13 protein-coding genes and 6 pseudogenes are annotated in these 16391 nt (G+C 46.6%); 12 read left to right on the top strand and 7 right to left on the bottom strand.

The features are described from left to right. Nucleotides 1–253 (top strand): annotated as a pseudogene (locus tag TZ48_RS04040) (aldehyde dehydrogenase EutE); the annotation flags it as partial. 109 nt (nt 254–362) lie between these two features. Here TZ48_RS04040 and TZ48_RS04035 read toward each other — a convergent pair. Further along, nucleotides 363–851 carry a substrate-binding domain-containing protein gene (locus TZ48_RS04035; protein ID WP_112478339.1) on the bottom strand — a complete coding sequence of 163 codons (489 nt, stop codon included), beginning with the start codon at nt 849–851 and terminating at the stop codon, nt 363–365. Then, entirely contained in the window at nt 839–1243 is a 405-nt protein-coding gene (locus tag TZ48_RS04030) for a LysR family transcriptional regulator (protein WP_112478338.1), read from the bottom strand. The genes TZ48_RS04035 and TZ48_RS04030 overlap by 13 nt, the downstream gene beginning before the upstream one ends. A gap of 351 nt (nt 1244–1594) precedes the next feature. On the opposite strand from TZ48_RS04030, the gene TZ48_RS04025 reads away from it, so the two are divergent. Both TZ48_RS04025 and TZ48_RS24725 read left to right on the top strand, forming a co-directional pair. Further along, nucleotides 1595–2713 (top strand): MFS transporter, encoded by a 1119-nt coding sequence (locus tag TZ48_RS04025; protein ID WP_239670700.1) that lies wholly within the window; start codon nt 1595–1597, stop codon nt 2711–2713. Beyond that, complete coding sequence (locus TZ48_RS24725) at nt 2691–2840, top strand: hypothetical protein (RefSeq protein WP_239670699.1); 150 nt, start codon at nt 2691–2693, stop codon at nt 2838–2840. The genes TZ48_RS04025 and TZ48_RS24725 overlap by 23 nt, the downstream gene beginning before the upstream one ends. 74 nt (nt 2841–2914) lie before the next feature. On the opposite strand, the pseudogene TZ48_RS04020 reads toward TZ48_RS24725, so the two are convergent. Beyond that, nucleotides 2915–4084 (bottom strand): annotated as a pseudogene (locus tag TZ48_RS04020) (DUF1887 family protein). Nucleotides 4085–4266: 182 nt separating this feature from the next. Continuing rightward, nucleotides 4267–6256, bottom strand: a pseudogene (locus TZ48_RS04010) (methyl-accepting chemotaxis protein). Between the two features lie 398 nt (nt 6257–6654). Here TZ48_RS04010 and hinT point away from each other — a divergent pair. The 8 genes and pseudogenes from hinT to TZ48_RS03970 all read left to right on the top strand — a co-directional run bounded on the left by hinT (nt 6655) and on the right by TZ48_RS03970 (nt 12776). Beyond that, nucleotides 6655–7011, top strand: coding sequence for a purine nucleoside phosphoramidase (gene hinT, locus TZ48_RS04005; RefSeq protein ID WP_112478336.1), 357 nt, complete (start codon nt 6655–6657; stop codon nt 7009–7011). A 141-nt stretch (nt 7012–7152) separates the two neighbouring features. Next, entirely contained in the window at nt 7153–8553 is a 1401-nt protein-coding gene (locus TZ48_RS04000) for a COG3014 family protein (protein WP_112478335.1), read from the top strand. After that, nucleotides 8553–8944, top strand: a pseudogene (locus TZ48_RS03995) (YcfL family putative periplasmic lipoprotein). The gene TZ48_RS04000 and the pseudogene TZ48_RS03995 overlap by 1 nt, the downstream one beginning before the upstream one ends. A gap of 41 nt (nt 8945–8985) precedes the next feature. Next, a complete protein-coding gene (gene lpoB, locus TZ48_RS03990; protein ID WP_042476725.1) occupies nt 8986–9576 on the top strand; it encodes a penicillin-binding protein activator LpoB in 591 nt (196 codons plus the stop codon). A gap of 22 nt (nt 9577–9598) precedes the next feature. Next, nucleotides 9599–10219 (top strand): phosphotransferase, encoded by a 621-nt coding sequence (locus TZ48_RS03985; RefSeq protein WP_162674482.1) that lies wholly within the window; start codon nt 9599–9601, stop codon nt 10217–10219. 2 nt (nt 10220–10221) lie between these two features. Next, a complete protein-coding gene (locus tag TZ48_RS03980) occupies nt 10222–10440 on the top strand; it encodes a hypothetical protein (RefSeq protein ID WP_112478333.1) in 219 nt (72 codons plus the stop codon). A gap of 116 nt (nt 10441–10556) precedes the next feature. Beyond that, nucleotides 10557–11096, top strand: coding sequence for an alpha/beta hydrolase YcfP (gene ycfP / locus TZ48_RS03975; RefSeq protein WP_112478332.1), 540 nt, complete (start codon nt 10557–10559; stop codon nt 11094–11096). A gap of 390 nt (nt 11097–11486) precedes the next feature. Beyond that, a complete protein-coding gene (locus TZ48_RS03970; RefSeq protein WP_112478331.1) occupies nt 11487–12776 on the top strand; it encodes an NAD(P)/FAD-dependent oxidoreductase in 1290 nt (429 codons plus the stop codon). 82 nt (nt 12777–12858) lie between these two features. Here the strand turns inward: TZ48_RS03970 and TZ48_RS03965 are convergent, their stop codons facing one another. Next, a complete protein-coding gene (locus tag TZ48_RS03965; protein ID WP_112478330.1) occupies nt 12859–13671 on the bottom strand; it encodes a DUF2989 domain-containing protein in 813 nt (270 codons plus the stop codon). A gap of 141 nt (nt 13672–13812) precedes the next feature. Between TZ48_RS03965 and TZ48_RS03960 the strand changes: the two are divergent. Next, nucleotides 13813–14093, top strand: a pseudogene (locus tag TZ48_RS03960) (YeaC family protein). Between the two features lie 88 nt (nt 14094–14181). On the opposite strand, the gene TZ48_RS03955 reads toward TZ48_RS03960, so the two are convergent. After that, complete coding sequence (locus TZ48_RS03955) at nt 14182–15741, bottom strand: SulP family inorganic anion transporter (RefSeq protein WP_112478328.1); 1560 nt, start codon at nt 15739–15741, stop codon at nt 14182–14184. Nucleotides 15742–16081: 340 nt separating this feature from the next. Next, nucleotides 16082–16391, bottom strand: a pseudogene (locus TZ48_RS03950) (ribonuclease E); the annotation flags it as partial.

Raw genomic sequence — 16391 nt, 5'->3', positions numbered from 1 at the left:
TGCTGAGCGTGGTAACAAGCACTCTGCATGTATCTACTCTGGTAACATCGAGAACGTCACTAAGTTCGGTCGTGCTATCAACACAACTATCTTCGCTCACAACGGTCCAACACTATCTGGTGTAGGTTACAACGCTGAAGGTACTTCAACGTTCACTATCGCTGGTCCAACTGGTGAAGGTATCACAAACGCGTACTCGTTCACTCGCGCACGTCGTTTCGCAATCGCTCAAGGCGGTCTGCGTATCGTTTAATTGGTTAGTTAACTGATTAACACGAAAAAGCCGAAGCACTTGCTTCGGCTTTCGTACATCAGGACAGAGGGATTGAATCACTCTGCTCCTAGGACCGCTCTTCCCCCAATCAAAACAAATCGTAAATCCCTTCCTCAATCCCATCAATCAACGACTGACGCGTCTCAACCGTATGATCATTCGGTCGTGACATTTCACCGAAGCTCTCGTAGTACATCCCATTCGGATGCTTGAGTACTACAAGGTGCTCTTTACGCAGTTCTTGTTTGACTAGCGTCTCTGGAATAATGCCCCAACCTAGGTTATCCACCACCGCTTCTAATACTTCTTGATAGTTAGAAAAACTCATCGTACTACTGGAAATTGGGCGGAAGTCTTGGTGAATTTCGTCGAAAAGGTGTGACAGAACGATCTGACGATGGGCGGTGATGTCGGTACTGGTCACGTTGGCGAGTTTTGCCAAGTCATGTTGTGGTGAGCAGACGGCCATCATGCGAATACGGTGCAGAGCGCGCACTTTGATCATAGGATCGTCGCCGGAGCTAAACACGAGGCCATAGCCGAGATCGACGTGGTTCTCTTTTACTAACGTTGGAATATCGGCACTGGATGCTTGATTGCTGTTAGTGAGATGTGAGGAAACTCATCAGAGAGTGCCACCAACTGACGACGCCAAAAGGTCGAAGGTAGCGTGTCATCGTAGGCAATACGGATTTTATCGCTGTCGCCTTGGCGAAACTGCTCCGCTTTTGAGTATAAGCTTTCTGCCATGTTGAGAATGTTTCGACAGTCTGGCAGCAAGGCTGCGCCTGCGTCGTTGAGGACTAGGCGATTGCGAGTACGCTCAAACAGTTCTACGCCAAGCTCGTCCTCTAAGCTCGATAGAGCCATACTTAGAGACGTGCGGGTTTTACCCATGATGTTGGCAACTTTAGTCAGCGAGCCGTGTTCGGCAGTCAGTGCAAACACTCGCAATTTAGTAAGGTTCATAGGAGGTGCTCCCACCAAAAGTAACAGCGTGCGTTTCAGCCGCTACTGAGTTTATTGTTATGATGCGTAGAGTATAGCATTTATGACGCTCAGTGAAGTGTTATGTTGACAGTGGGGCGGTGTCACTATTACAGCCTAATGAGAGCTTGCTATGATTGCCGCCTTTAAAATGCCCCTCACAATGAGCGAGCGCAAGAGTAACAGATAAGCACACGAAACGTGTACTAGTATGTTACTTATTATTGCCGATTGTGAAGGCTATGATGAGTATGGGTGAAAGAAGGACTCTTTTTGCCGTATTACTCCTTAATTCCAACAACCCTATGGATGACTCCTAAAGAGGTCTGCAACATGTTGAAAAAACTCGGCTTAGAAGGCTGGTTCTCAGCGCACTTTGCTTACGGCATCGTACAAATCGTATTTATCCCTATGATGGTACCATCATTTATCCTTGCTCGTACTGGCAGCGCTACCGACGCTGGTTTAGCAATGGGTCTTTTTGGTCTTGCTGGTCTTTTCGCTCCAGTAATTGGTATGCTTGCAGACAAATACAAAGCACACCGCTTAGCGCAGCTATTTGGTATGGTGTCTTACCTTCTAGCGGGTGCGTGTTTCCTTGTAGCAGGTAGCAACTTTGCAATGATGGCTGCGGGCTCTATCTTCTTTGGTACTGGCTCTGCGATCCTTCTTATGCTTAACCCTGTGTTTATCACCTTCGCAGGTTACGATGCAAAGACAGAAGCGTCTAAGCTAGGTCGTATGGCACAGGTTCTTATCATTGGCTCTTTGCTGTCTGGTATTGCGCTTGCCTACGTGACTGATCTTGGTTGGTCTTACGAACTGCGCTTTATGGCGATGATGGCGATCGTTGCAGTACTTGCTGTAATCACCATGCTTACTAACAAGAAGCCTGCGCAGCGCATTCTTGATAACGCAGAGGCGATGGCAGCTGCGGCTGCTGAAGAGGATGCACCAAAGGTTGGTTTTGTTAAGGTTATCTTCTCGAACTTTGGTCTGTTCCTACTGGCGGTTGGTCTTCTTTGCGCAGGTCAAGGTGCATTCCAAGCCCAATATCCAAACCTACTAGAGAACGGTTACGGTGTGGCACAGTCTTTGTCTGCGGCAAACCTTTCTGTTGCGTCAATTCTTGGCCTAGTTATCCTAGTTGCGGCAGAAAAATTCGTCGCGCGTTTTGGTAACCTAAGCCTGTTCAAGCTGTCTGCAGTGGCGTCAATCGTGGTGATCGGCATTGCTTACGTGATTGCAGAAGCGGGTATGTCTCTGCACTACATCATTCCACTGGCGCTATTCTTGGTGTATCTGCAAGGCATTACCGTGACCGATATGATTTCACCTGCTATTGCTGCACGTTTGACGTTTGTTGGTGGTGGTTTTGACTCAAGGTCTGATGATGTTCTTCATCTCACTTGGCTTCGGTCTTGGCAGTGTGATCAGTGGTATCGCGGTTGATGGTTACGGCTGGGCAGCACTACCATTTGCGATTCTTGGTCTAACGATTGCCGCTTATGTGTGTGTGGTTATCGTTGGCATGAAGCACAAAGCTGCGGTAAAGCGTGAACAAATCAAATCTGCTTAATTGAGATTTAGATAGCAAAAAGGCTTGGCATGGTGCCAAGCCTTTTTTGTATGGGCTCGTTGGTGCAGTGAAAGTTAGCTCAAACGCGCACGCTCATCAATACCGCCAGCCCCTGGAACCAGATAGTCAGGTGGTGTTTGAGATCTTTGAGTTCATCCGGGCCGATAAGCGCCAGTCCAAGATCTTCTGCACGAGTAATGTCGTTATGACGCAGAGGTCTAAAGCTGACTAGCATCGCTCGTGCCTGCAGGCGCCTAAGAGATCGCGCAGTGACTCTAACTTGTAGAGGGTATCGTCACCGTCATCACGCATGCCTTTGGTCTTACATTCAATAATGTGCAGCTTATTGTTCACCACTGACGCGACATCTAATTCATTGCGTACTTCACGTTCACCCAGTTGGCGGTAAACCTGAACATTGAGCGAGTGGTCTTGGATGGTCGGTAAGTCATCACGGATCTGTTTTACAGTGCTATGGACTAAGTTCTCCAGCCATTCACCGTTTGAGAAACGTCGAGCATCCTCACTGATGAACGTGAGTACACCGTTGTCGTAGCTAGCAATTTGAGATTCGACTAAGTCGCTGATTAGCATGTTGAGTTCGCGGTACCCTTGCTGTTTCTCAGATAACGCAACATCGAGTTTCTGCTCTTTACGGCATGTTGTTGCCAGATAGTTTAGCGTCGCAAGACCAGGGCCGAGCTCTAGGGCGTTACTTGCCCACTTTTCGCCGAGCTCGTACAGCTTCTTGTCTAACAGTGGCGGTAGGTCGTAGTCAGTAAACTCGCCTCTTGCACCAAAGATGGTCAGATAATCGCCAATGGTGATGTGATCTTGCACCTGCGCATCTTGTGCGCCTTCTGGGTACAACCAACACATTTTGTCACTGTTTGGTTCTACGACAAAAATAGGCCAGTGGAAGGTGCGGAACACTTCATATACCGAGAGCAGTCGGTGTCTTAGACCACAACTTGCATTGAGTTTGACCTCAAGGTTTTTCTCTTTGAGTGTATTGGCAAGCGTAAGAATGGATTGCTTGATGGCTGAAGTGTTGACGATATTTGGAATCTCGAAAAACTCCGAAGTGATTTCTCGCTCGGCAAGTACGGCACTCAGGCGCTCATACATATCAAACTGGGACTCGTCACCGATAAAAATGATATGACGACTGACGGTGCGGTCATCGAGTAATGGAGTGACCAAACGAATGGGTCTTGGTCGATGATGCCTACATGTACGGCCATAGTGTTTCCTTCAACATTTGGCTTGCCGAAGAAAGTGGAAGACGACACAACGCAACCTTGCGCTAGGTCTTTAAAAAGTAAAGCAAGCCATACTCCAGATATAATGGCGTTAGGTTTAAAAAACAAGAGCGAGACTCTAGGAATCTCGCTCTTGATGAATTATTTGCGCGTTATTGACGAAGTTAAAGCTTAAATCGATGAACCAGTTCGCCTTGTTGGTTTGCAAGGCTAGTCAAGCTTTGGCTGGTCGCGGCAATTTGCGACATGGTTGATAGCTGTCATCTGCGATGTGATTGATTTCTTCAATGTTTTTCGCGATGTCTGCGGTTGTTTCGCTTTGCTCAGCAGCCGCTTGAGAGATGTGAGTACTCATTTGACTGATTTCAATAATCAGCGCCTGAATCTCTTCCATCGCGCCATTGGCACTGGAAGCTTGCTCAACCGATAGCTCCATATCTTTCATACAGCTTTCAATCACAGAGCCAGCACTCTTAGAGCTAGACTGCAAGTTACTGATCATGGTTTCAATCTCAGTTGTCGATTCAGTGGTCTTTTGTGCCAACACTCGAACTTCATCAGCAACGACCGCAAAGCCCCGACCTTGCTCGCCTGCTCGAGCTGCTTCAATCGCTGCGTTGAGGGCAAGCAGGTTGGTTTGCTCAGCGATATTGCGGATAACATCAAGAATGCTACCAATTTGGCTACTCATTCGTTGTAGCTCACCTACCGCTTCAACCGATTCATTCAGACGTGTCTCAAGCTGGTTAATGGTGCTGATGTTGGTGCTCATGATCTGACGACCAGATTCAGATGCAGACTCTACGGCATGCACTTTTTCTAGTGAGCTTTGCGCACTGTTCGCCACTTCTTGAACTGAATGGGACATTTCTGTCATTGCCGTAGCGACGTTAGCGGTTTGTTCTCGCTGTGCGCTCAACTGTTGCTGGGCACTGGCTGATGTGGATTGGTTACTGCTAGCAGTATCTGTTAGGTTGTCGGATGCGTCATTAAGCTTGACCAGAACATTATGCAAGCTGTCCGCTAGGGTATTAATGTGATTGCCTAGGCGACGGAACTCGTTATTGTATTTTACTTCGATACGCTGAGTCATGTCGCCTTCGGTTAGGCTCTCCAATGTTTTAAGCGTGCTGTTAAGTGGCTGGCGGACACTTTGTGCAATGTGATAGCCAATACCTACCGCAATCAAGGTCACAACAAAACCGATACCGACGGCTTTGATGACGCTTCATTGTAGATATCACCGGCGTGAGCCAATGATTGATTGAGGTTGCTCGTCGCAATGTCATTGAAGCCGTTTAGGGTCACCATTGCCCCGTCTACTACGATGGCTAGACTCTCGATGTTCTGGTAAAGCGCGTCTTTAGCAATGAGGTAGTTGTTGTGTTGATCAAGTACGCCGCCTTTGCGGCCGACGTCTTGAGTAAACTGAGCAACCGACTCAGCAAACGCGTCTTTTAGCTCTGGCATCTGAGTCACTAGGCCGTTAAACGCGTAGTTTAGGTGGCTCACAGCCTTACGGTTTTTGTTTACTGCTTGCTGTACAAACTCGGTATCACTGCTTGCAAGTGCGTCGGATGTGATGATTTCAGCATCTTTAAGTTTAATGAAGTAGCTTTTCGCCATCACTTTGACTGAGATGCTCGAAGAATCATCCACATACTCTTTCATACCAACGGATAAGTCAGCGTGCAGTTTTTGGAAGCGACGAGTCGATTGTTGAACTTGCTCTTGCGCGGCAAACATGGACTGGTAGTTGTCCATTGCTGTTTGCGCTTCTTGGTCATAACGTGCTTGCACATCACGCAATTCGGTAATAGCCGATTCAAGCTCTGGAATACCTTGGCTTACTTCAGAAAGCTGATTGAGCGCCTCGCCAAATTTTTGCATCGATACTGTGAACTCTTCACGGCGGATGGTCATGCGCTCTTCATTTTGCGTGGTGAGAAAGTCTTTAAATGACTTATCAGCAGATAGCAGCTGCACGCTTGTTTGGTTAGACATGGACACCAGGGGTAACGAAGTGTTCGAAACCGAACCGAAGTTCTGGTGAATCTGACTCATGCCGTTAAGCATGATGGCGATAGTGATGACGAAAAGTACGACGATCAGCGTAAAGCCGGCATACATTCTTCTGATGACAGAACCCTGCATTTATCTCTCCCTATAAAGTGCAGCAATACAAAAACGATACAAAAATACTCTGGACGCTTGTCACCAACCTGTCGCACAATCTGCGTGCGAACTAAACATGAGCTGGTGCTATGTCTCTCTATCGTTAGAAATAGCAAAAACTGAAATATATCTAATAAATAGTGCTACGTTTTATGACGCACTCATCAAAAACACAACAAAAGTGATAGTTTTGTGAAGAAGTGTTAGCTCAGTCTTCGAGATAAAGAGTCGACACGTTGAAGATTTGAACAATAATAAAAACAAGTAGCTAGTTGGGTTTGCTTTCAATTGTGATCCCTAAGCCCATGGTGCATACTTTCTTTATTATTAAGTGTATTCACTCACACACGTATTCTATCTAGTAATTGGAGACCTTCATGGCTGAAGAAACCATTTTTAGCAAAATTATTCGTAAAGAAATCCCAGCTGATGTTTTGTATCAAGATGACTTAGTGACGGCGTTTCGAGATATCAATCCACGTGCGCCAAGCCATGTCCTTATTATTCCAAATAAACTGATCCCAACAGTGAATGATGTTGAAGCGGATGACGAAGCAATGATGGGGCGTATGTTTACGGTTGCAAAAAAGCTCGCAAAAGAAGAAGGCATTGCTGAAGATGGTTATCGTCTTATCGTGAACTGCAACGCTTACGGTGGGCAAGAGGTTTACCATATTCATATGCACCTAGTAGGTGGCCGTCCACTAGGTCCCCTTTTAGTGGCTAAAGGTTAACACACCGTAAGGCGTTAACCGAGCTGTCGGTTAACCTATTGCCGACGAATGAAGCTGTGGCCGATATCAGTCACTCTGCAACCTAAATAGTGTTTTGCGGTCATAGTTTCATAAACAAATGAGTCATATTATTCAGAATCTATGTTAAGACGTTGCGTTAAACACACGGCAACGGTCGCGCTCACAGCGACCTTGACCGCTTGTGCTGGACTTACCGCTGGTAATTTATTTAGTCACTATACCCAGCAAAACACGATTGTTTACCAGTCGGTCAAAACCGGTCAGTACGATAAGGCTTTATCAGCATTGCCCACGGAGCCTGTGGCGGGCGATATTTTGGATAACTTTGAACGCGGTAGAGTGGCGTTCTTAAACCGTGACTACTCACAAAGCAAGTCCGCACTTGAGTTAAGTGATAAAGCGGTGCGCGTGCAGCAGGATAAAGCGTTGATCTCGATTACTGACACAGCAACCAGTGTCGGCGCGTTGGCGATCAACGATAACATCACTGAGTATACGCCGCCTGACTATGAGCTGGGCTTTCTACACTTGTACCTTGGACTCAACTACGTTGAAAACAACGATCTTGAAGGCGCTTTGGTGGAAGTAAGACGTGCCAACCGAGTTCAAGAGCGTGCTCGTCAAGCAAGAGAAAAAGATCTTCAATCGGCGGAGCAGCAGCTTAAACAGCAAGGTTTATCACCAAATTTGGGGTCAGTACTGTCACGCTATCCTGATGCGGGTAACAAGCTCAAAGCAGTGCAAAACGGTTATTTGCTGTACCTATCGGGTCTTCTGTATGAAGCTTCGAATGACTTGAACGGTGCATATATTGATTACACGCGTGCTTTGGCGGTTGCTCCTGACAACGAGGCCGTCATTGAAGCCGCGATTCGTGTGGCGAAACACTCTAGCCGCAATCAAGATTTGGCTAAACTGAAAAAACAATACGGCGATCGCTCTGTACCAAAACAAGGGCAGGGTAGAGTGATTGTGTTAGAAGAGCAGGGTGTTGTCTCGGCGATGCAGGCTTGGAACCTGACTTTGCCTATCTATGACAGTCGAGGTAATACGGCGCTGTATAGTGTGGCCTTACCTTATTACGTACCAAATGTTTCGCCAAAACTGTCGCCTTTGGCATTAGACAGTAAATCGATGAAGAGCGATGAGCTGGTTGATGTCAACTTGATGGCTCAGCAGCAGCTTTCCGAAAACATGCCTTCAATTTTGTTAAGGCAAGCGCTGCGCGTGTATGCAAAAGATCAGATTCGCAAAAGCTCGACGGGCGATGAAGACAGCGTGGGCAATTTGCTGTTCAACGTATGGAATACTTTGACTGAGCAACCTGATACCCGCAGTTGGCAAACATTACCCGAGCGAGTAAATGCGGCGACTCGCATAGTGAAAGCCGGCAAGCATACACTCACAGTGGATGGTCAGGACTATACTTTTGAAGTAAGAGATCGCCAAACAGCTTTAGTGTGGGTTTCGAGGCAAGGTGGTAATGCCACTATTTGGCACAAGCAACTAGGAAGATTGTAATGAAAAAGTGGTTAGTAGTAATTGGAGTGCTGCTCTCAATCGTTGGCTGTAGCTCAAGCAAAACAGCCGGTATCAAAATAGAGGGACAGACTCAGACAGTTCTTTATGGGGATGAGAAAATGGGGAATAAGTTTTCTATTGATGACATCTCTACTGTCGACACAAATGGTCACCCTAGAGCGGTGGTTAAGCTATCTAATAAGACCTCGGTCGATCAAACCATACAATATCGTTTTTATTGGTATGACGAGCAAGGGCTTGAAGTAAATACAAAGCAGGCACCATGCGCAGAGCCATTTTACGTGGTGATGAAACTATTACCCTCTCGGAGGTGTCTGTTAATCCAAATGGTAAAGATTTCCGTGTGCAGTTGCGCGGAGCTGATGAATAATTTCCACGAGTTGGAAACGTAAGCAAGACTAAGGAAACAAAATGAAAAAGAGTATTATTGCTTTGTTGGGTTTAGCTGTCATTCTTGGCGGTTGTTCAAATAAAGTCAGCTATGGCGATGCACAGGCAACTGAAACAACGACGATTGATTTCGGCTCGACCGATCTGCAAAAAATTGCCGGTGATATGGTTGATAGTATGCTGATGTCTGGTTCGGTAGCAGCGATTACTCGCGACAGCCGTCCAATCGTGTTTGTTGAGCGCATTAAGAATAAAACCACAGAGCATATCGATACTGAGTCGATTACTGACACGATCAGTACCAAGATGCTTAACTCTGGTAAGTTCCGTTTCGTGGATATGGATCGCGTAGAGTCTGTGCGTGAGCAACTGAACTTCCAAAACAACGATGAGCTGGTGAACCAAAGCACTGCGATTCAGTTTGGTCAAATGGTTGGTGCGCAGTACATGCTGTACGGCAACTTGAGCAGCATTGTCAAAGAGGCGGGCAGTGATAAGGACGTTTACTACAAGATGACTATGCGTCTGATGGACCTAGAGACTGGCCTAATTGAATGGGCTGACGAGACAGAGATCCGTAAGCAAGAGTCTCGCTCGGTATTAGGTCTGTAATGGCGAAACTAAAGAGTTAATGATGCAGCCATGGAAACAGGCGCTGCAATCCGCGCCCAATCTAGCGGCCATCCCCTCTCTGATTAATGAAGTGCCCCTTGGGGCACTTCCTCTTTCTGGAGGGTTAACGAATCGTTGTTGGCGTGTTTTTACGCCAAGTTATGGTTGGTTAGTCTGGAGAGCGGATAGTGAGCATTGCCAACTATTTGATATTGATAGAGGCAATGAAGCCAATGTGCTACTAAGCGTTAAAGGACATGTTTCAGCCAATCGTGTTGTGGCGCAAGATGACAGGGGGCTGTTGGTCACTTGGCGCGAAGGAAAGCCTATTCCGGCGGATCTTCCAGTTGATGCCTTATTGAGTGAGTTAGCTAAGATCCACGAGATTACACCATCCAGGCCAGTGCGCGAGTTTGATCTCACTGCAAAACTTGATCACTACTGGTTCCACATTCACGATAGTGTCTTAAAACGGCGATATAACTCATTGTATGAGAAATACCGCCTCCCACCTACGCTTCAATGCACAGATAACGTGCTTTGCCATTTCGATTTTGGTCGCCACAATATTTTAAGCGCCAACGAACAGCTTGTAGTGATAGATTGGGAGTACGCGGCGATGGCTTCCCCGCACTCGATTTAGTCATGACATTGGATATGTTGGGGTGTGACTACGAGGCCGGACTCAGTCTCTATCAGCAATATCGTTATATCGATAGTCGAGATGAGTGGCTGCATGATATGCGCAGTTGGCAGCCTCATACAGAAATAATGGCCATGCTTTGGTATGTACTTGCTGCCGAGCAGTGGAAAAATCCGGAGTTTTTGGTGACTGCTGAGCAAATTTATCAGCGAAATTGTTGAATAGATCACTGTTTATCAGTTCCATCACCTCAAAACGTGTTTAACCCCTTTGAAGTTATGGCTTTCATGTTAGATTTAAGGAAAGCGTACCATTACAGGAATGATCGAGAGGTACTATGATTATCTATCTTCACGGCTTTGACTCAACAAGCCCAGGCAACCATGAAAAGGTGCTTCAGTTGCAATTCATCGACGAAGACGTGCGCTTCGTCAACTACAGCACACTTCATCCTAAACATGACATGCAGTTTCTTCTCAAAGAGGTCAATAAGCTAGTTCAAGAGTCTTCTGATCCCAATCCATTGATTTGTGGCGTTGGATTAGGTGGCTACTGGTCTGAGCGCATTGGCTTTTTGTGTGGTATCAAACAGGTTATCTTCAACCCTAACCTGCACCCAGAGGTCAACATGCAAGGACGTATTGACCGTCCTGAAGAATACGAAGACATCGCTACTAAGTGTGTGGAGAAATTCCGTACTAAAAACGCCAAGCAATGTATGGTTGTTCTATCTCGTGAAGATGAGGTTCGTGATAACCAGGAAACAGCTGACGAATTAAGCGACTATTACGATGTGATATGGGATGAGACTCAGACTCACAAGTTCAAGAAGATTTCTCAGCATTTGCAAGCGATGAAAGCGTTTAAAAATGCATGATATCTAAAGCATATTCCAGGTTTAGCCTGTAAACGGTCCTCAAAGTAGGGCCGTTTTTTGTTGTGTCGGCAATTGCTGCTTTAATCACCATTTAATTTACCAAGCAAAAATAATCCCACGGAATAGTTGCGGACATTGAATTGCTCTATATAATAAAACCATTCTACAAAATTTGATAAATATCAAAAAAAATTGAGAGCAAGAAGAAAACTTGCCCAAAAGTCGCAAAACTCGACGATTTTGTGCCGATATGTGAAGTGAAACCGGATTTGTAACGCGTTAGGGGCACTCTGTACTCGCGTAAGTTAACGCAGAATGACAAGAATTTTTGTGCTTGGACTTTGTCGGGGCACGTTCAATTTTTAATTTTCACTTTTTAGGAGAGCCATTGTGACTAATATTGTCGTTGTAGGTGGTGGCGCAGGCGGATTGGAGCTTGCAACCAAATTAGGCCGTACACTGGGACGTAAAGGGCGCGCCAATATTACCCTAGTTGATCGTAAAGCCAGCCATTTATGGAAGCCGTTGCTGCACGAAGTAGCAACAGGATCGCTGGATGAAGGTGTGGATGCACTGAGCTATCGTGCACATGCGAAAAACCACCATTTCGATTTTCAAATGGGCAGCCTTCAAGAGATTGACCGTGAGAGCAAACACATTACGCTAAGCGAGTTGAAGGATGAGCACGGTGAGCTACTGATGCCGAGCCGAAACATCGACTATGACATCCTCGTTTTGGCGATTGGCTCAACGTCGAATGACTTCAACACTCCGGGTGTGCGCGAGAACTGTATCTTCCTAGATAGCCCAGAGCAGGCGCACCGTTTCCGTACTGAAATGAACAATGAGTTCTTGAAGTTACACGCGAAAAACGGTCAGGGTACGGTTGATATTGCTATCGTTGGTGCGGGCGCAACGGGGGTTGAGCTCTCTGCTGAATTGCACAATGCGGTTAAAGAACTGCGTACATACGGGTTTGGTGATCTGGACTCGAGCAAGCTGAACGTAAACTTGGTCGAAGCTGGCGAACGTATTTTGCCAGCACTTCCGCCACGTATCTCAAGCGCAGCACACTCTGAGCTAACAAAACTTGGCGTGACAGTTCGTACAGCGACGATGGTGACGCAAGCGGATGCTACCGGTCTAACGACCAAAGATGGCGAGCATATCCCAGCACAAATCATGGTATGGGCTGCAGGTATTAAAGCGCCGGATTTCATGAAAGACATTGCTGGTCTGGAGACTAACCGTATCAATCAGCTAGTCGTAAAAGACACGCTGCAAACCACTCGTGATGACGATATTTTCGTCATTGGTGATCTCGCACAGTGTACTCAAGCAGATGGTAAGTTTGTTCCGCCACGCGCTCAAGCCGCTCACCAAATGGCAAGCCGTGCTTTTAGTAACATCGTAGCTAAGCTAAACGACCGTGAGCTAAAACCTTATGTATACAATGACCATGGTTCTTTGGTGTCCCTAAGCCGCTTCTCAACGGTGGGCAGTCTAATGGGTAACCTTACTAAGGGCTCGATGATGGTTGAAGGTCGAATCGCACGTGTGGTGTATATTTCGCTGTATCGCATGCACCAGATGGCGCTTCATGGTGTATTGAAGACAGGTTTGATGATGCTGGTCGGCCGTATCAACCGTGTACTTCGTCCAAACCTCAAGCTTCATTAATCGCTGATAACGATTGAATCTAAAAAGCCCCAATCAAGGAAACTTGATTGGGGCTTTTTGTATTGGCTGTAAATTGTTGCGACTACATGGCGAGACTTGGCGTGTAGTCGCCACTTTTGATGGCTTTAGTGACGATGTCGGCTTGCTTTTGTAATCGCTTGTATGTGCTCTCGCTTAAGTTGAACATCAATCGCAGTTCATTCTCTGATGCGATAGGGATATCGAACTTAGTCGCAACCATCGCCCATAGGTAAGATTGCTCTGGTTGTTCAAGGCTTTGTGTGACGCTAGCAAGCGCTTGAATGACATCATTGTTAACTGAGCTAACGCCTTCAGACAGCATTAAAGAGCGGTTGAGCAACTGATAAGTTTTGGTTTTATCGCGTGAAATGTAGTACGTCGCCAGGGCGTATTGGAGCTGTGGAGTGTCTAGTTGAGGTGAACCTTCCATAGCGAGAAAGCGTCTTCTCGCCGCGTGGTCACCTGTTTCGCTCCACAAGAAATACAAGGTGTCAGGTGAAGTGGTTGCACTTAACGATTGCGTTACCCGATCTTGCTCATTGATTGTAAACATAAGTGCATTGAATCGACGCGCTTTTAGATCAGCTTGCTCAATTGGTTGTATTTGTGATGCAAGTTCCAGGCACTTTCGGTATTCCTTGAGCAGATAATAATCTTGGACAGCATTGGCTTCGGTTGGGGCGCTTAGCATATCGTAGCGATGCCAAATTAAGTTGGTTCTTGGGATCCGGCACTGGCCATCCGACGTATTCATAACTGCACAGTTCAACGCGGGTTCTTGTTCGCACAATTGATCGGTATTCTTGCGAGTTTCAAAACAACCGGTTAAAAGGGACGCGCTTAAAAGAACGAGCAAAGAGTGGGGTAAATTCATGTTACTACTTGTGATCGAATACACTGATTTATCTAGCTTAACTTGACTCAGTGTACCATCAGGTTATGGTTCGAGTAATGAATTAACCTCTCAGAACCGCAAAATTGCGGGGCTGTTATCTTTAGAGCAAGAAGGTTTATTATGGATGTAGAGCAATTATTGCTGCAATGACGCCAGATGTATATGAAAGGCTACTTTACGCCACGGAAACGGGTCGCTGGCCAGAGGGGAGTCGTCTGTCTGAGGAACAGCGCTCTTCTTGTATGCAGGCCGTTATGTTGTATCAGTCAAAGCACAATGTTGACCCACAACATATGTCAGTTGCTGCTGGTGGAGACATTACCTTCAAAAGTAAAGCTGAGTTAAAAAACCAGTTTGCTGACAACTCTAATGAAATTGCACGAGTGAAAGTTACCCAATAAGCTTAAGCGCTAGTACTGCCAAACTACCATTGGCAAATGACAGATAGCAAAAAGGGGTGTCACCACCCCTTTTTGTCGTGTTTGCTGATTAACCAGCAAGGACATCCGTTGCAACTTTATAGCTTGGATCTTCTTTCACGTTGATCTCCACTAAGCTACCGGCTTTATCGAGTAGCTTGCGGCAATCTGGGCTTAAGTGGCGCAGGTGTAGGGTTTTGCCTACAGCTGTATAGCGCTCAGCCAGTGTCTCGATCGCTTCAATGGCCGAGTGGTCAGTCACTCGAGAGTTGGCGAAGTCGACAATAACGTCCTGAGGATCGTTTGGCGCGTCGAACAGCTCTAAGAAGTTAGCGGCAGAGCCAAAGAAAATCGGACCATTCACCATGTACTCTTTTGAGCCTTCTTCATTAATACGGCTGCTCGCATAAATGTGCTTGGCGTGTTCCCAAGCAAACATTAGAGCTGAAGCCACTACACCCACAGCAACCGCCACTGCAAGGTCAGTCATCACAGTCACCACGGTGACTAATACGATAACAAAGAAGTCTTGCTTAGGTACGCGGCGTGCAAGCTTGAATGTTGCCCATTCGAAGGTGCCAATAACGACCATAAACATCACACCAACAAGCGCAGCAAGCGGGATCATTTCAATCAGTGCTGCGGCGAACAGAATGAACATCAGTAGCGCAACCGCAGCAACGATGCCTGATAGACGACCACGACCACCTGAGTTGACGTTAATCATCGACTGGCCGATCATCGCACAGCCACCCATCGCACCGAATACGGAACAGGTTACGTTTGCTAGACCTTGACCCACACATTCACGGTTCGATTGACCACGAGTATTGGTCATTTCATCTAAAACGGTAAGCGTCAGTAGTGACTCGATAAGGCCAATCGCCGCTAGGATGATCGCGTAAGGAAGAATAATCTGCAGCGTTTCCCACGTTAGTGGTACCGCTGGGATTGAGAATGTTGGTAGTGAGCCAGCAAGCGTTGCAGCTTCATCACCAGACATTGAACGTAAGAAATCCACAACCGTGCGCGTATCAAGACCTAAACCTTGAACCAATAGTGTCACAGTCACAATCGCAACGAGGGAAGAAGGTACCGCTGTCGTGATTTTTGGAAGGAAGTGGATGATACCCATCGTCAGTGCTACTAAGCCAAGCATTAGCATCATTTGATCTTGTGGTAGCCAAGTGAGTGCACCGGATAAGTCAGGCGCTTTAAACTGACCAAGTTGAGCAAGGAAGATCACAATGGCGAGACCGTTAACGAAGCCAATCATAACCGGATGTGGCACCATACGAATAAACTTACCGAGTTTGAAAAGGCCAGCACTGATTTGCAGCAAACCAGCAAGCATGATGGCTGCAAAGAGGTATTGGACACCGTGAGTCGCAACCAAGCTAACCATGACCACAGCCATCGCGCCTGTTGCACCGGAAATCATACCCGGGCGGCCACCAAAGATAGAGGTGACCAAACCAACGATAAACGCAGCGTAGAGGCCAACCATAGGGTCTACACCAGCAACGAAGGCAAATGCCACCGCTTCTGGTACCAGTGCTAGAGCCACTGTAAGACCTGACAAAACGTCATTCTTTACAGAGTGTTTAGAAAACTGTGGGAATTCAAACATGAAATTAATCGTACTTATGTTGTTGGGTTAACATCCATTTCATCCAGCACACATTCGACATTTAAACTGTTTCAACTGTATTAACAGCGAGCAAAAAAGAGTAAGTGAGCGTCGTGATCTATGAGTCTTGACTCATAGGTGGGGTGCATTACTAATGAAATAATCAAAGTCGGGCATGCTACCGAATTGTCTCCAGAAGTTCAATATTGAAACAAATTGTTATGCAGAAATAGTGTCGATATTAGGGAGCGCCGAATAATAAACTAGGTAATCTCAACAATAAAAAAAGGGCTACCAGAAGGTAGCCCTTTCGTTGTTGTCAATCTCTAACCGTAATGGGTTAGTAATTTGGTTTGGTCATCGCAGCAGAGGCAGAGTTCGTCGCGACTTGACTACCTGCGCCTTTTGGCTGGTAACGCTCTACTTTGGCAGGCGCAGCATTGATGATGATTTCACCAAGCTCTTGCTTGCCTTCCGCTTTCGCCATTGGTGCACTTGCGTGACCTTTAAACGTTACTTTCGCAGGAGACGCTTCTTTAGTCTCTACAGACTCAACAGGCGCTTCTACTGCAGGAGCTACAGTTTCGGGTGCAGGCTCTACAGAAGCTTCTGCTTCAGCAACGGGTGCAGGAGTGCTTTCTGGCGCCGCT

Source organism: Vibrio variabilis (assembly GCF_003263785.1).
Taxonomy (GTDB): Bacteria; Pseudomonadota; Gammaproteobacteria; order Enterobacterales; family Vibrionaceae; genus Vibrio; species Vibrio variabilis.
This window is presented reverse-complemented; position numbering and strand designations above follow the sequence as displayed.

What these genes read in the sequence shown, in the direction of transcription:
- hinT (WP_112478336.1), top strand. Translation starts at nt 6,655, where the DNA reads ATGGCTGAAGAAACCATTTTTAGCAAAATTATTCGTAAAGAAATCCCA.
- lpoB (WP_042476725.1), top strand. Translation starts at nt 8,986, where the DNA reads ATGAAAAAGAGTATTATTGCTTTGTTGGGTTTAGCTGTCATTCTTGGC.
- TZ48_RS04000 (WP_112478335.1), top strand. Translation starts at nt 7,153, where the DNA reads ATGTTAAGACGTTGCGTTAAACACACGGCAACGGTCGCGCTCACAGCG.
- TZ48_RS03980 (WP_112478333.1), top strand. Translation starts at nt 10,222, where the DNA reads ATGACATTGGATATGTTGGGGTGTGACTACGAGGCCGGACTCAGTCTC.
- TZ48_RS04025 (WP_239670700.1), top strand. Translation starts at nt 1,595, where the DNA reads ATGTTGAAAAAACTCGGCTTAGAAGGCTGGTTCTCAGCGCACTTTGCT.
- TZ48_RS04030 (WP_112478338.1), bottom strand. Translation starts at nt 1,243, where the DNA reads ATGAACCTTACTAAATTGCGAGTGTTTGCACTGACTGCCGAACACGGC.
- TZ48_RS03955 (WP_112478328.1), bottom strand. Translation starts at nt 15,741, where the DNA reads ATGTTTGAATTCCCACAGTTTTCTAAACACTCTGTAAAGAATGACGTT.
- TZ48_RS03965 (WP_112478330.1), bottom strand. Translation starts at nt 13,671, where the DNA reads ATGAATTTACCCCACTCTTTGCTCGTTCTTTTAAGCGCGTCCCTTTTA.
- TZ48_RS03985 (WP_162674482.1), top strand. Translation starts at nt 9,599, where the DNA reads ATGCAGCCATGGAAACAGGCGCTGCAATCCGCGCCCAATCTAGCGGCC.
- ycfP (WP_112478332.1), top strand. Translation starts at nt 10,557, where the DNA reads ATGATTATCTATCTTCACGGCTTTGACTCAACAAGCCCAGGCAACCAT.